General features: G+C 63.6%; 14 protein-coding genes. 12 read left to right on the plus strand and 2 right to left on the minus strand.

Features of this window, described 5'->3' with window-relative positions:
- Positions 1-4 precede the first annotated feature (4 nt).
- The 9 genes from J4O76_RS02160 (at position 5) to J4O76_RS02200 (ending at position 8,296) form a co-directional block, all read left to right on the plus strand.
- Complete coding sequence (locus tag J4O76_RS02160) at positions 5-2,512, plus strand: hypothetical protein (RefSeq protein ID WP_426279969.1); 2,508 nt, start codon at positions 5-7, stop codon at positions 2,510-2,512.
- Positions 2,509-3,984: a sialate O-acetylesterase gene (locus J4O76_RS02165; RefSeq protein ID WP_426279970.1), complete on the plus strand. Its 1,476-nt coding sequence runs from the start codon at positions 2,509-2,511 to the stop codon at positions 3,982-3,984. The genes J4O76_RS02160 and J4O76_RS02165 overlap by 4 nt, the downstream gene beginning before the upstream one ends.
- 19 nt (positions 3,985-4,003) lie before the next feature.
- Entirely contained in the window at positions 4,004-5,017 is a 1,014-nt protein-coding gene (locus J4O76_RS02170; protein ID WP_426279971.1) for a hypothetical protein, read from the plus strand.
- Positions 5,018-5,091: 74 nt separating this feature from the next.
- Positions 5,092-5,658 (plus strand): phage baseplate assembly protein V, encoded by a 567-nt coding sequence (locus J4O76_RS02175; protein WP_426279972.1) that lies wholly within the window; start codon positions 5,092-5,094, stop codon positions 5,656-5,658.
- A 5-nt stretch (positions 5,659-5,663) separates the two neighbouring features.
- Positions 5,664-6,017 carry a GPW/gp25 family protein gene (locus J4O76_RS02180; RefSeq protein ID WP_426279973.1) on the plus strand — a complete coding sequence of 118 codons (354 nt, stop codon included), beginning with the start codon at positions 5,664-5,666 and terminating at the stop codon, positions 6,015-6,017.
- An 11-nt stretch (positions 6,018-6,028) separates the two neighbouring features.
- Complete coding sequence (locus J4O76_RS02185; RefSeq protein ID WP_426279974.1) at positions 6,029-7,201, plus strand: phage tail sheath subtilisin-like domain-containing protein; 1,173 nt, start codon at positions 6,029-6,031, stop codon at positions 7,199-7,201.
- A 29-nt stretch (positions 7,202-7,230) separates the two neighbouring features.
- Positions 7,231-7,740 (plus strand): phage major tail tube protein, encoded by a 510-nt coding sequence (locus J4O76_RS02190; protein WP_426279975.1) that lies wholly within the window; start codon positions 7,231-7,233, stop codon positions 7,738-7,740.
- Between the two features lie 83 nt (positions 7,741-7,823).
- Positions 7,824-8,168 (plus strand): phage tail assembly protein, encoded by a 345-nt coding sequence (locus tag J4O76_RS02195; RefSeq protein WP_426279977.1) that lies wholly within the window; start codon positions 7,824-7,826, stop codon positions 8,166-8,168.
- An 8-nt stretch (positions 8,169-8,176) separates the two neighbouring features.
- On the plus strand, positions 8,177-8,296 hold the full coding sequence (locus tag J4O76_RS02200; RefSeq protein WP_056063779.1) for a GpE family phage tail protein: 120 nt from the start codon (positions 8,177-8,179) through the stop codon (positions 8,294-8,296).
- A gap of 235 nt (positions 8,297-8,531) precedes the next feature.
- Here the strand turns inward: J4O76_RS02200 and J4O76_RS02205 are convergent, their stop codons facing one another.
- Complete coding sequence (locus J4O76_RS02205; protein ID WP_426279979.1) at positions 8,532-8,840, minus strand: hypothetical protein; 309 nt, start codon at positions 8,838-8,840, stop codon at positions 8,532-8,534.
- 57 nt (positions 8,841-8,897) lie between these two features.
- On the opposite strand from J4O76_RS02205, the gene J4O76_RS02210 reads away from it, so the two are divergent.
- Genes J4O76_RS02210 through J4O76_RS02220 form a run of 3 tightly spaced genes read left to right on the plus strand, consistent with a single transcriptional unit; the run spans position 8,898 to position 12,198 of the window.
- Positions 8,898-10,784: a phage tail tape measure protein gene (locus J4O76_RS02210; RefSeq protein ID WP_426279981.1), complete on the plus strand. Its 1,887-nt coding sequence runs from the start codon at positions 8,898-8,900 to the stop codon at positions 10,782-10,784.
- Positions 10,784-11,170: a phage tail protein gene (locus J4O76_RS02215; protein ID WP_426279983.1), complete on the plus strand. Its 387-nt coding sequence runs from the start codon at positions 10,784-10,786 to the stop codon at positions 11,168-11,170. The genes J4O76_RS02210 and J4O76_RS02215 overlap by 1 nt, the downstream gene beginning before the upstream one ends.
- A complete protein-coding gene (locus tag J4O76_RS02220) occupies positions 11,167-12,198 on the plus strand; it encodes a contractile injection system protein, VgrG/Pvc8 family (RefSeq protein WP_426279985.1) in 1,032 nt (343 codons plus the stop codon). The genes J4O76_RS02215 and J4O76_RS02220 overlap by 4 nt, the downstream gene beginning before the upstream one ends.
- On the opposite strand, the gene J4O76_RS02225 is transcribed toward J4O76_RS02220, so the two are convergent.
- Complete coding sequence (locus J4O76_RS02225; RefSeq protein WP_426279987.1) at positions 12,179-12,982, minus strand: hypothetical protein; 804 nt, start codon at positions 12,980-12,982, stop codon at positions 12,179-12,181. The genes J4O76_RS02220 and J4O76_RS02225 overlap by 20 nt on opposite strands.
- Between the last annotated feature and the right edge of the window lie 12 nt (positions 12,983-12,994).

Consider the following 12,994-nt stretch of genomic DNA (forward strand, 5'->3'; position numbering starts at 1 on the left):
TCCCATGGCGAAGATTTCCGAACTCCCCGCGCTGAACGATCCGGACGGCAACGAGCTGGTCCCTGTCGTCAAAGGCGGAAAGACTATGCGCGCCAACGTCGCCGGCCTGGTCGCCGGCGCTGTGGCCGGCACCGTCGATAATCTGAAGGTCGACGATGTTGCCTATATCGGCCGACCAGGTGGCGTCGCGCTGATCGACGGAACGCCGGTCGGCATCGGTGCGATCTATTGGCATCATCTGGTCGAGGACCCCGGCAGTCTGGTCGCGATCGACCTGTTCGATCGAGCCGCAGGTATCAATAATCTCGCGGTGTACCGAGGGCCGCTCAACGCGCTCGTGCGTGTGAGCCTCTCCACGTTTGCCACCACCGGGGCGCGGACCGATCGCCGGATCCCGCTGGCAGCTGCCATTGCTCTGCGTGCCGGCGACGTCCTCGCGATCCAGCCGGCGAACGCAGCGCTTACCGTTGCCGAGGTCCAGGCCGGTGACATCGGCTACACCTACAGCGCGCCCTACCTGCCCGAGACTGTGGCGCTCGGTGCGCCGACGACCAATGGCCAGGTGCAGGTTCGTTTCGTCATCAACTACCGCAAGCAGGTAGTGACGGCCGGCAGCTTCCTCGAGGCGACCGCCATCAAGATCGTCAGCCCCCGCGCTGTCGCGATCAACAGCGATGCGAACCCGCGCGGCTATCTGGAATGGAAGACGACCGGACGGCCGGCGGGGCACCTGGTCAAGTGGGGCACCTACACGGTCACGCTCGACGGCCAGGCGCAACGCATGGAGTTTCCCAACTACTCGCTCGCGCAGCCCTATGCCTTCATCGGTAACAGCCTGACGGACAGCACCGACGTCCTCAATCGATGGTCGCAGGTGCTTTCCGCTCGATACCGCCAGCTCATGATCAGCGTGGCGCGCTACTCGTCCGACTGGCGGATGGTCTACCGCGTCGGTGCCAAGGCGATCGTGTTGACGCTTGCCGGGGCGGTTCCGGCGAACGGAAGCGTTGCCGTGTCGCTGATCAACGGCGCGGCGATCGACGGCAACAACCCGGCAGCGTTCCTGACGACCGGCGACGCCTCGGTCGTGTCGGGCATGGCGATGAGCGGATACCTTACGCGCAATGGCGTCACGCGCCGCGCGACGGTTTCCGCCCCGAACGGTGCGAGCTTCGCCTACGTCGTCACGCAGGCGCCAGGGCAAACGGCGATCACGTTCGACGGCCCGGTGACGTTCGTGCCTGACTTCGCTCTATCGGTGCCGGGTCGCATTTGTCCGATCTGGATCGGCAACAACTACTTCTTCAGCGGCGTTGCGAACGCCTACGGGGATTATACGAACCCGCAGATGTGGGTCGATCTGAAGCTGATCGTCGCATTCCTGCAGGCGCGCGGCTGCCGTGTCATACTGATCCCGATCATCCCGTCGGCCAATACGGCAGAGGGCGACAACTGGCTCGCGCGCGGCCCCGGTACGCCATACACTGCCATGGAGTCCGCGAATGCGCGCACGGCCGCGATGTTTCCCGGCCTTATGGCGCGACATGCTGACGGACGTTCGTTCCTGAAGTTCCTGCAGGATCGTAACGACGGCTCGCCGGAGGCGCTTGACGACGTCGCCAAGGGGTTCACGCCCCGCAATTTGCGCCGACGGGCGGATGGCTCTTACGACTTGCTCCATATGTACGGCGACGGTGCCGGCGATCTCGCCGTCGCTGATTTCGTGGATAGCGCGCTGCAGGCGCAGGCGTTTCCCAATGCCATCACGCAGACGACTGACTTCGTCATCACCGCGATCGGGGCGGAAAACTATCTACCCGACGTCGCGATCGCGCGCGTCGCGCGGGATCCTGCGGCAGATCTAGCGGACAGGCTCGCGAACGTGACTGCTCGTCTCGACTATGCAGGGCTGACGATCGGCGGTTTCAATGCGAACCCGTCGATCGCAGAGATCGGTGCGACCATCGCCAGCACCGCGCTCGCCTGGACGATCGCCGGAGCACAACCGACTGTCCAGGCGGTTACGCGTACAGGCGGTGCGGCGACGGCTGTAACGGCCAACGATCGAGCCGCCACCGTCACCGCCAACCTGACGACCGACACCACGTTCACCCTCGTTTCCACCGATGCCAACGCGCCGGCCGGATCTACCGCAGGCACGAAGTCGGCGACCGCCACACTCCGCTTCCGCCAGAAGGGGCATGCCGGCATCGTCGACAAGGCATCGGCTATCACGTCGACCGAAGCGAACGGCATGGCCTTGTCGTGGTGGGCCGAGGGTGTAGCGCGAACGCTGTCGGTGACGGTCCAGGCAAGCGGCTTCCTCTGGTATTCGCAGCCGTCCTCGCTGCCCGATCCATCCGCGATCAAGGTCAACGGGTTCGCCGTCGCCCCCACCAAGACGCTGCGCAACCACACCAACGCATTCGGGAGGGTCGAGCAATATGCCGACTTCCTCCTCAGCAACCGCCTGGCCGTCGGCACTGTGGCAAATCTGGAGATAATCGCATGACGGTTTCGACCCCCGATACCATCCTTCCGGGTGGCGAATTCCCCGTCGCGATGTCGCGAGATATCGCCCGGCCGAACGGGACAAGCTTGGAATTCGGCCTCGCAACCGCGGAGGGCGCAACCGCGCGGGTCGGTAGGTCACTAGCGCCGGTCTCTGCTCTGTTGAATTGGCTCGGCACTGCTACCCGCGCACCGTTTTGGGTGGATGGCGGCAAGAACGAGCTGCTCGGCGCGGATGGCGCGCCGGCCGATGGCACAAGCTATTATCGAGGTCATTTCATCGACTGGCTAAAGGGCAACGTCGTCACGGCTGCCGCCCTTGGCAGCAAGCTCAAGCCGCTGGGGCGCGTCGTCTATTGGTCGGGGTTGGTCACCCGTTCGCCCTTTTGGCTGGATACCAACAACAACGAATTGCTCGGCGCAGACAGCGCCCCGGTGGACGGTGTCAGCTACTATCGCGGCCATTTCATCGAATGGCTGAAGAACAATATCCTCAGCACCAAGTCGCTCATGTCGAAGCTCGCGTCGCTTTCGACCCTTTTCTCCTGGAATGGCGTAGCAACGCGCGCGCCGTTCTGGATCGACGGTGCAAGCAACGAGCTGTTGGGTGCCGATAGCGCTCCGGCCGATGGCGTCAGCTACTACCGCGGCCATTTCGTTAGCTGGATCCTCAGCCAGTTCGGCACGAATTTGGCAGGCGTCAAACCGACCGGGTACATTTTAATCTGGGCGATCGGTCAATCGAACACAGCCGGCCGCGCCATGGCGAAGTCGCCTCAGACGTTCGAACCAGGTCAGGCGTACAAGTACGTGCGCTCGGCCGCTAACCTCGATCTGTTGGCTGATCCCACCGGGAACGACGGAACCGCCATAGCCGATCCGGGGCGAGGCTCATCGCTGCCGGCAATGGCGAAGGCCATCCAGCGGGCCAGCCGCGGCAAGATCGGCGTGATCGTGGTCAATTCCGCATCGGGCGGCACGTCGTTGCTCACCGGTTGGGCGGATAACGGTTCGAACTGGAACCAGGCGAAGGCAGACCTCACGCGAGCGCTTGCGGATGCCGCAGCTAAGAAGCTGCCGATCGTCGGTGCCTGCACCGTTATGCAAATTGGCGAGACGGATGGCGACAACGCGGTTGCGACGTCGACCTGGGTGGCTGCAGGCAAGGATCTGAAGGCGCGTCACGACGCCTTCATGGGGCCGAAGGTCCCGCTCCTGATGATCCGGATCGGCACGAAGAACACCGGAGACACGCCCGAATACGCAGCCATTCGCGCGGCGCAGAACAGTCTGGCGGCAACCGAGACGAATATGCACCTGGTCCACACCGGGACCAAGTATTTCGCAGAGCGCAATCTGATGATGGACAGCTTTCATTACGTGATCGCTGGATACGAAGAAATTGGCGAGGCCGCTGGCATCGCCGCCTTCGAGCATTCGCTTGGCGCTCGCCCCCTAAACTACAACGATTGATCTCACAGGAGCTTTATCAATGCCCTCCGCACCTATTGCAATTCAGGCCGGTCTCGTAATGCCAGGCGCTTCCGCATACGCCCTAACCGCGGCATCGCTGACGCCTGTAATCACGCTGCCGTATGAGCAACTGGCATCCTACAACTGGGTCTTCGGGACCGACAGCTCGGACCTTTCCGATCTGATCTCCGGGGCAAAGCTGCAGCAGAACATCGCGCTTGCGCTCAACGGCAACAACGGCAGCGGGTACGAAGCATCCGGCGTTCTGGAGTTCACCGGGGGCGGGGCGACAACGCAAGCTACCGGTATGTGGTTCGCAACTGCGGGTGCGATCTCGGGCGTCTACATCATCAGCCCAGGGGCCGGCTATGTGACCGCGCCAACAGTGAAGGCCATCACGTCGAGCGGGACCGGTGCGGTCGTCACGGCAACGCTGGGCGGGAGCGGGGCTTTGGGAACCAGCTCGATCGTGCTGTCCGCAGCGAGCGGCACTGGCCTTATCACGCCGGTAACGGAAAGCCGGGACCAGACGCTTTGCGCTGTCATCAAGGTCAACAAAAGCTCGTCGGGCGCCGGTAACCCGTCTCCCGTATTCGGGACGCTGTTCGCAGGTTCGAGCCCCAGCGGCTTGTCGGGAGGCTCGGGCCTGTTCCTTCAGGGCACCAACGCAACCATTCCCGGATATGTCGCCACGACGCGCCCCGGCTCCGCGATTGCCGCATCGGCCCCCGCCGGGGTAGCGGACGGTGGTTATGCCTTTGTCGCAATGAGTGAAGCTACGGCCGGCGATCGTCTCGTGTATTGGGGCGGGCCTGCTCCGACGACCTATACCGCGAAGCAGGCGAAGAATATGCTGGCGACGCCCCCCAAGATCGCCATCGGCCAAGGCTATTATGCCGGCACCGGCTTCGGTTTGGAGATTGCGGAACTGATCTGCATTCCGCGCTCCACCACCGCTTCCGAACTGGATGCGGTCTACGCGCGGAGCAAGGCGCGTATGGCCGCGCGTCCGACGCCAGTCGCCGTCTACTGAGGAAAGACCGATGCCCGCTCTTGTAGAAACCATTTCTACAAGAGCGGGGCCTCGCCTCTCGAAACGTCCCGCGCATGGTCGCCGCTATGGCCGAACATGCCGATACACAGCGCCTCATTGGCGATCTTGCGCGCGAAGGCGTGGTCGTATCGGTCGACCACGCTGCCGGCACCGCGCGCGTGCAATTCGCAGACGAACTGACGACCGGCGACATTCCGTGGCTTGAGAGCCGAGCCGGATCCACGCGCACCCACTCGCCGCCCGCGATCGGTGAACAGGTCATGGTCCTTGCCCCCGAAGCCGACACCGCGCGCGGCGTGATCATCGGCAGCCTGTCGAGCGACGCGCATCCGCGCCCGGCAAACGACGAATCAACGCTGACCGAATACAAGGACGGCGCACGCATCGGTTACGATCCCAACTCCCACGCGCTGACCGCCATCCTGCCAGCCGGCGCGACGTTGCGGATCGATGCCGATGGCGGCCTCAAGTTCAAAGGCGACATGACTGTCGACGGAAACATCAAGTCGACCGGCACGATCACGGCAGACACCGACGTCGTCGGCGCGGGCAAGAGCCTCAAGGATCACGTACACCTTGGCGTCCAGCCAGGTGGCGGGCTGTCGGGTAAGCCGCAGTGATCGGCATGGATCGCCATACCGGCAAGAGCCTGGCTGGCGGGGATCACCTCGGACAGTCGATCGACGACATCCTTGAAACGCCGGTCGGCACCCGCGTCGGCCGGCGCGACTATGGCTCGGAGGTCCCCAAGCTGATCGACCAGCCGAACAACGAAGTCGGCCGCGTCCGGATCATTGCAGCCGCGGCGCACGCGCTGCTCCGTCAGGAAGGCCGCGCGCGGCTTTCCCGCGTCGTGCTTTCGCCGGGAAAACTCCCGCAGTCGGCCGTCCTCACGATCACCGGTCGTCGCACCGACGTGCCCGGCGCACCCGCCTTTACCCACTCGTCCACCGTCCGCGCCCTGTCGGCGCTCGCCTGAAAGGTCCGCACATGAGCTTCCTCCACGGGATCAACGTCAACGAGGTGAAGACCTCGCGCCGCTCGATCGTCACCGTCGCCACCGCCGTCATCGGCCTGGTTGCCACCGCACCGGCCGCGGTGGCCGGCGCGTTCCCGCTCGACACCGCGGTCTCGGTCACGAACATCGATGACGCAATCGAGAAGGCCGGCGCGGATGGCACACTGCGCGCCGCGCTGAAGGCCATCGCCGGCCAGGTCGACGCGCCGATCGTCGTGGTACGCGTTGCGCCTGGTGGTACGCCGGCAGCGACGGCGACCGCGGTCGTTGGTACCGACGTTGCTGGCGTGAAAACCGGCATGCAGGCGCTGCTCACCGCATCGGCCCAGTTGAACCTGCATCCCCGAATCATCGGCGCACCTGGTCTCGAAAGCGAGGTGGTCACGAAGGCGATGGTCACCGTCGCTAAGCGCCTCCGCGCCCGCGTCTACGCGTACGCGATCGGCAACGACCGCGGCGAGGCCATCGCCCACCGCGCCCTGTTCCCCGACGCGCGCGAGCTGACGTTGCTCTGGCCAAGCGTAACCGCGCCTTATGGCGTGGACGGTGCCAGCATCGGCGTGCCGGTCGCGGCCATCGCCATGGGCGCACGCGCTGCGATCGACCAGACACAGGGCTGGCACAAGACGCTGTCGAACGTCGCACTGCCGGAGGTCGACGGCCTGGCCGCAGATGTGACCTTCGATATTCAGGACCCCGATTGCGACGCGAACGTGCTGAACGCGTCCCAGCTGGTCACCGTCGTGCGTATCGCGGGCGAACTGCGCTTTTGGGGCAACCGCACTTGCGCCGCACCCGCCAGCGACTTCGTGTTCGAAAGCGCCTGCCGCACCGCACACATCCTTGCCGACACCGTCGCGCTCGGCCTGGTGTGGGCGATGGACAAGCCGCTGCTGCCCAGCCTGGCGAAGGACATCGTCGAGCAGATCAACGAGAAGTTCCGGCAGGAAAAGCGCGCCGGCCGCATCCTCGGTGCCGTCGCGGTGTTCGACGCGACCAAGAACCCGGTCGACCAGCTGAAGGGCGGCAAGCTGATGATTGGCTTCCGCTACACCTTCGTACCGCCGCTGGAGGCCCTCGGGATCGAGCAGGAGATCTCCGACGAGTTCTTTGCCGACTTCACCAGCTTGGTCGCCGGCAACTAAACCCACCTCACGCACGAAAGGTCGACGCGATGGCGTTCCCCAGCAAGCTCAAGCAACTGATGATGTTCAACAACGGCACCGCCTTTATCGGTGAAACCGTCTCGATCACTATCCCCAAACTCGTCCGCAAGCTCGAAGACTATCGCGGCGGTGGCATGGGTCGCCCGGTCAAGGTCGACATGGGCGGCGAGGCCCTCGAAATGGAGGCGGTCTACGGCGGTCCGATGCGTGACATCTTGCGCCAGTACGGCCAGCTCAATTTGTCTGGCGTCCAGCAGCGCTTCGTTGGTTCGCATCAGAACGACGATACCGGCGCGGTCGACGTGGTCGAGATCGTTACCCGCGGCCGGCACGAAGAAATTGACATGGGCGAATGGAAGCCCGGCGAGGATACCGAGTTCAAGGTCAAGAGCCAGCTCAGCTACTACAAGCTGTCCTGGAACGACGTCGTCGATATCGAGATCGACGTTCTTGGCATGATCGAGATCGTCGGTGGCGTCGACCTGATGGCCGAACACCGCGCCGCAATGGGCCTGTGACGGCGTGACCGCCATTCGCCGGCCGCGCCGTCGCCCCGGCGCGCTGACCCAGCCTACTCAAAAGACCTGACAGGAAACGTACGATGGACAACCAGAACGACAACTCGACCCCCGCCCCGGCCGGCGCGCCAGGTGATATCACTCTCGAATACGATGTCGTCGTTGCTGACAAGGTCGTGCTGACGGCAGGCACGGTGATTCATGTTCGCAAGCCGATGGCTGGCGCATTGCGCGGCGCGAATCTCGGGGGCCTGGTCCGTATGGATTTCAACCAGGTCGCGCTCGTTGCCCCACGCGTGACCCAGCCGATCCTGCATCCCCATCTGATTGATCAGATGGATCCCGCGGACGTCATGCAAGTCGCAGGGGTGCTGGTCGATTTTTTGCTACCGACTGCGACGAAGGAAGCGCTTTCCCAGAGCATGTAGAGGAGCCGATGGCGGATATCGCCTTCGTCTTTCACTGGCCACCTGACGCGATGGACGCGCTGGCGGTTCCCGACTTGATGCAATGGCGCAACCGCGCCGCTCGCCGCCACAACCCCGAAGGAAAATAGCGTGGACCGTAACCTGCGCATTCGGATGCTCTTGGAGGCCGGTGACCGCGTCACCGGCCCTTTGCGCGCCATCGCCGGTGGATCGACGAAGGCGGCGCAGGCGCTTCGGCTGACCCGCGATAGCCTGAAAGCGATCGAGCGGGCGCAGGGCGACATCGCCGGGTTCCGTGCTTTGAAAGCTGGCCTGCGTTCGACCGAGCAGCAGATGCAATCGGCCCGCCAAAAGGCTTCGGCGCTAGGCCGCCAGATGGCCGAAACCGCAGAGCCCACGCGTGCCATGACCCGCGAGTTCGCAAAGGCGAAGGCCGAGGCGGCAAAGCTCGAACGCCAGCACCAGGCCGAGACGCGCGAGTTGGGCACGCTCCGTGATCGTCTGCGAGAGGCCGGCGTGGCTACGACGGACCTGGCACGCCATGAACGTGACCTCCGAAACAGCGCCCGGGAAACCAATCAAGAGGTCGCGGAGCAGGAACGGCGCGTAAGCCGCCTCGCAGATCGCGAACGTCGCATGGCAACCGGCCGCGCACGGTTCGCCCGCATGCAAGGGGTGGCGACCGGCCTCGCCGCTGGCGGTGCCGCGGCGATCGGCACGGGCATGGCGATGGCTACCCCGCTGATCGGCAGCATCAAGGCGGCGCAGGAATACCAATCCGTGATGACGGATATCGGTCAGAAGGCCGATCTATCGCGTGCCGCGTCGGATAAACTCGGCCGCAACCTGCTGGTCTCGGCTCGAGCCGCGAACCAAATGCCAGCGGATCTGCAGGCTGGCGTCGACGCGCTTGCTGGCCTCGGTGCCAAAGTCCCCGACGCGGTGAAGATGATGACGCCGATCGGACGAGCCGCGACGGCGTATAAGGCGGAAATTGCGGATCTATCTGCTGCCGCATTCGCCGCAACCGACAACCTGAAGGTGCCGGTCGCGCAGACCGGTAAGATCATCGACGTCATGGCCAGTGCAGGCAAGGCGGGTGCGTTCGAGATCAAGGATATGGCGCAATATTTCCCGGCGCTGACGGCCGCGTATCAGGGCCTAGGTCAAACGGGCGTCGGTGCCGTGGCGGATCTCGCTGCCGGGCTGCAGATCGCTCGCAAGGGTGCCGGCGACGCCGCATCTGCAGGCTCTAACCTCGCGAACATCCTTCAGAAGATCGCGTCCCCGGCGACGAACAAAGCATTTGAAAAGATGGGCGTGGATCTCCCGAAGGCGCTGAAAAAGGCGTACAGCGAAGGGAAGACCCCTCTAGAGGCCATCGCGGAGCTAACGAACAAGACGCTCAAAGGCGACCTGTCGAAGCTAGGGTATCTGTTCGAAGACGCCCAGGTGCAGCAGGGCCTTCGCCCCCTGATCCAAAACATGGAGGAATTCCGGGAGATCCGGGCCGAGGCATCGAAGGCGGGCGGCACAACGGATCGCGACTTTGCCGATCGCATGAAGGACTCGGCCGAGCAATCGAAGCAGCTGAAGATCAATGCGACCACGCTGGCTATTACGCTCGGGTCGCAGCTGCTGCCTACCGTGAACGCCGTCGTTAAACGGGCCAATGCGTTCGCGACTTGGATCGGTGATGTTGCCAACCGGTATCCGAATGCGACGAAGGCGATCGCCGTAGGTGCTGCGGCATTTGCCGGCCTGTTCTTCATCCTTGGCGGCGGTGCGATCGTTATCGCGGGCCTGGTCGCGCCGTTCTCCGCACTGGCATTCGCCGCCGGCGCGCTTGGTATCGGTATGCTGCCAGTGATCGGCATCGCCCTGGGTGTGGTCGCCGGTATCGTCGCGATCGGCGCCGCAGCCTACCTGATCTACGCCAACTGGGGCGCAATCAGCGGCTGGTTCGCTGGCGTGTGGAACGGCATCAAGGCAGGGTTCGCCGGTGGCATTGCCGGCGTCGCCGGCATGCTGCTCAACTTCAGTCCGGTAGGTTTGGTCTACAGGGGCGTCGCGGCCCTGCTCAGCCTGTTCGGCGTTCAACTGCCGGCACGCCTCACCGAAGCCGGCCGTCACATGATGCAGGGCCTGGTCAACGGGTTGTTGAGCGGGCTGCGCTGGGTGGTCTCTGCAGTCACAAGCGTTGCCAGCACCGCTTCCGGTGCTTTCCGAAAAGCGCTGGGCATCAAGTCACCTAGCCGCGTCTTCATGGGCTTCGGCGGTCACATCGTCGACGGCTTGACGAACGGCATCGCCGCGCAGGAAGGCGAACCCGTCAGGCGCATGGATCGCCTATCCAGTCGCCTTACCGCCGCGATGGTCACTGGCAGTGCGATCCCAGCGATGGCGGTGGCCGGTGCCGGCAGCGCGACGTCCGCACCCGCGGGCAACGCAGCTGCTTCCTCGCCTAGCTACGTGATTCATATCAATCAGCAGCCGGGACAAGACAGCCAGGCGCTTGCCCGCGCCGTTGCAGACGAACTCGACCGACGGGATCGAGAGACGGCTGCGCGTGGCCGTTCGTCGTTTGCTGACACCCCTGACTACGAGACCGTCTAATGCTGCTCGCACTTGGCCTGTTCGCTTTCTCGATCGACACGCTGGCGTTCGATGAGATCGCCCGCCGTGCCGACTGGCGTCACGCCACGTCGACGAGGATCGGAGCGCGTGACGCCACCCAGTTCACCGGCCCCGGCGTCGAGACGATCGCGCTGCCCGGATCCGTCTATCTGGAGATTGCGGACGGACGGGTTTCGATCGACGAGCTGCGCCGCATGGCGGACACTGGCGATGCCTGGTCGCTGGTCGACGGGCGCGGCTATGTCTACGGCTCCTACGTCATCACCGGTATCGACGACCGTGGCAAAGTCTTCTTTCCGGATGGTACGCCGCGGAAGATCGATTTCGCTATCGACCTCCTTCGCGTCGATAGCGACGTAGCATGATCTCCAATATCGCAGCGGTTCGTGTCGTCGTCGACGGCAAGGACATTACGCCAGTCCTAGAAGGCAAGGTGCCGCAGCCGAACGGCCGCCCGCCACGCCGCCGCCTCGTCTCGCTAGGGATCAGCGAGAAACGTGGAGAGGAAGCCGACCAGCTCGATCTGGTTATCGACGATACCGACGGCACCGTCGCGCTCCCGCCGACGGGCTCGAAGATCCACGTCTGGCTCGGCTGGAAACAGGGCAGCGACGTCACGCCCGGCCTGGTCGACAAGGGATGGTTCATCGTCGACGAGGTCGCGCATGGCGGCCCGCCCGACCTGATCACGATCCGCGCGCGCTCCGCCGACTTCACTAGCGACCTGAAGACCAGGCGAGAGAAGAGCTGGCACGGTACAACACTAGGAACGATCGTAAGCGATGTGGCAAAGCATCATGGCCTTACGCCGCGCTGCGCCGCTATTCTCGCCGGGATCGCGATCAAGTCGAAGGCACAGAACCGGGAAAGCGATTTGGCGTTTCTGCGCCGGCTCGGCCGCGAGCGTGGCGCGGTCGCCAAGATCGCTCGGGGCGTCCTCATATTCTCACCAATCTCGGCTGGCGTCACGGCCACCGGCAAGGCGATCGGAACGGTCACGATCGCGCGTCGCGACGGTGACGCGCATCAATTCAGTCGCCAGAAGCGCGAAGATGTGCCCGGCGTGAAAGCAACATGGCATGACCGCAAATCGGCTAAACGGCAGCACTTCGTCGCCGGCAAGGCGGACGGAGCGAAAACGCTCGCTAAGGTCTACGGTAACGAGGCCGACGCCCAGGCCGCGGCCAATGCCGCAAACGGTCGCGCCGGCCGCGAACCGGTCTCGATGTCCCTTACGCTGGCACTAGGTCGCCCGGACATTCATCCGGAAACAAAAGCGAACGTTACCGGGTACAAGGCGGCGATCGATGGCGTAAGTTGGTTGGTAGCCGAAGTGAATCACACATTCGGCGACCGCGGCTATACTACAGGGCTTAAGCTGGAAGCGGCTTAGCTGTCCTTGCTGCTGCCTCGGCCAGGCGGGCAGCTTCGAGCAGTTCGGCAAACTGCATCGACCAGTGATACTCATCAGCACAGATGACACCGTCCGCAGCAATGACCCGCTGCACGAAACGATTGAGGACCGCCGCCGACGTGTTGCTATGTGCATATTGAGCAATGGCGGATCTGAAGACGTCACCATCCGGAGCTAAGCGGCGCGCGTGTGCTAAGATTTTGTCGATTGGGGGATCGTTCTCCCATTCCTTTCGCATCCACAAGGTACAGACGAAATCCTCGATCACCTGTTCTTCTAGCGGATGCCAGACGCCATCACAGCGAGCCATAAATGACAGAACGTTGAGCCCCGCAACAATTAGCGACTTACGTTGCGATGTCGTGTTCCATGTCTCGGCTTTCGGCTTGGTTGCACCAACGACGAACTGCTCGAAGAACGTACCGTTACCAAGGCCTTCGCCGGTGTGAGCGTCGCTGACTTCCAGTATGCGATCACAGCGGAAAAGTTTGTAGCGGCTAGATTGTAAACAGATCGCGCCAACTCGCGGGTTATCGTTGTGCACTTCGTATCGACGACAGGATATCAAGCGCTCGGACACTTCGCCGTTCGCGTCGGCATATTCGATGATGCAGATGAACCCGGCGATAGCTTGCGGAACGCCGTCTTCGTCATCCAGATGGACGGCTTCAACTGTCTCGGGCGCATCCCCGTGAATTAACGAAGGAAGTACCGCAGGCTTTTCGATTAAACGCGCTACGTCACCAGACAATTCCATCATCATAACCCCCGTTTG

Origin of the sequence: Sphingomonas sp. NFX23 (genome assembly GCF_049887795.1) — a bacterium.
Lineage (GTDB): Bacteria > Pseudomonadota > Alphaproteobacteria > Sphingomonadales > Sphingomonadaceae > Sphingomonas.

Coding starts and splice junctions, on each gene's coding strand:
- J4O76_RS02225 (WP_426279987.1), bottom strand. CDS start 12,982: ATGATGATGGAATTGTCTGGTGACGTAGCGCGTTTAATCGAAAAGCCT.
- J4O76_RS02165 (WP_426279970.1), top strand. CDS start 2,509: ATGACGGTTTCGACCCCCGATACCATCCTTCCGGGTGGCGAATTCCCC.
- J4O76_RS02180 (WP_426279973.1), top strand. CDS start 5,664: ATGGATCGCCATACCGGCAAGAGCCTGGCTGGCGGGGATCACCTCGGA.
- J4O76_RS02220 (WP_426279985.1), top strand. CDS start 11,167: ATGATCTCCAATATCGCAGCGGTTCGTGTCGTCGTCGACGGCAAGGAC.
- J4O76_RS02190 (WP_426279975.1), top strand. CDS start 7,231: ATGGCGTTCCCCAGCAAGCTCAAGCAACTGATGATGTTCAACAACGGC.
- J4O76_RS02210 (WP_426279981.1), top strand. CDS start 8,898: ATGGCTACCCCGCTGATCGGCAGCATCAAGGCGGCGCAGGAATACCAA.
- J4O76_RS02195 (WP_426279977.1), top strand. CDS start 7,824: ATGGACAACCAGAACGACAACTCGACCCCCGCCCCGGCCGGCGCGCCA.
- J4O76_RS02170 (WP_426279971.1), top strand. CDS start 4,004: ATGCCCTCCGCACCTATTGCAATTCAGGCCGGTCTCGTAATGCCAGGC.
- J4O76_RS02215 (WP_426279983.1), top strand. CDS start 10,784: ATGCTGCTCGCACTTGGCCTGTTCGCTTTCTCGATCGACACGCTGGCG.
- J4O76_RS02160 (WP_426279969.1), top strand. CDS start 5: ATGGCGAAGATTTCCGAACTCCCCGCGCTGAACGATCCGGACGGCAAC.
- J4O76_RS02200 (WP_056063779.1), top strand. CDS start 8,177: ATGGCGGATATCGCCTTCGTCTTTCACTGGCCACCTGACGCGATGGAC.
- J4O76_RS02175 (WP_426279972.1), top strand. CDS start 5,092: ATGGTCGCCGCTATGGCCGAACATGCCGATACACAGCGCCTCATTGGC.
- J4O76_RS02185 (WP_426279974.1), top strand. CDS start 6,029: ATGAGCTTCCTCCACGGGATCAACGTCAACGAGGTGAAGACCTCGCGC.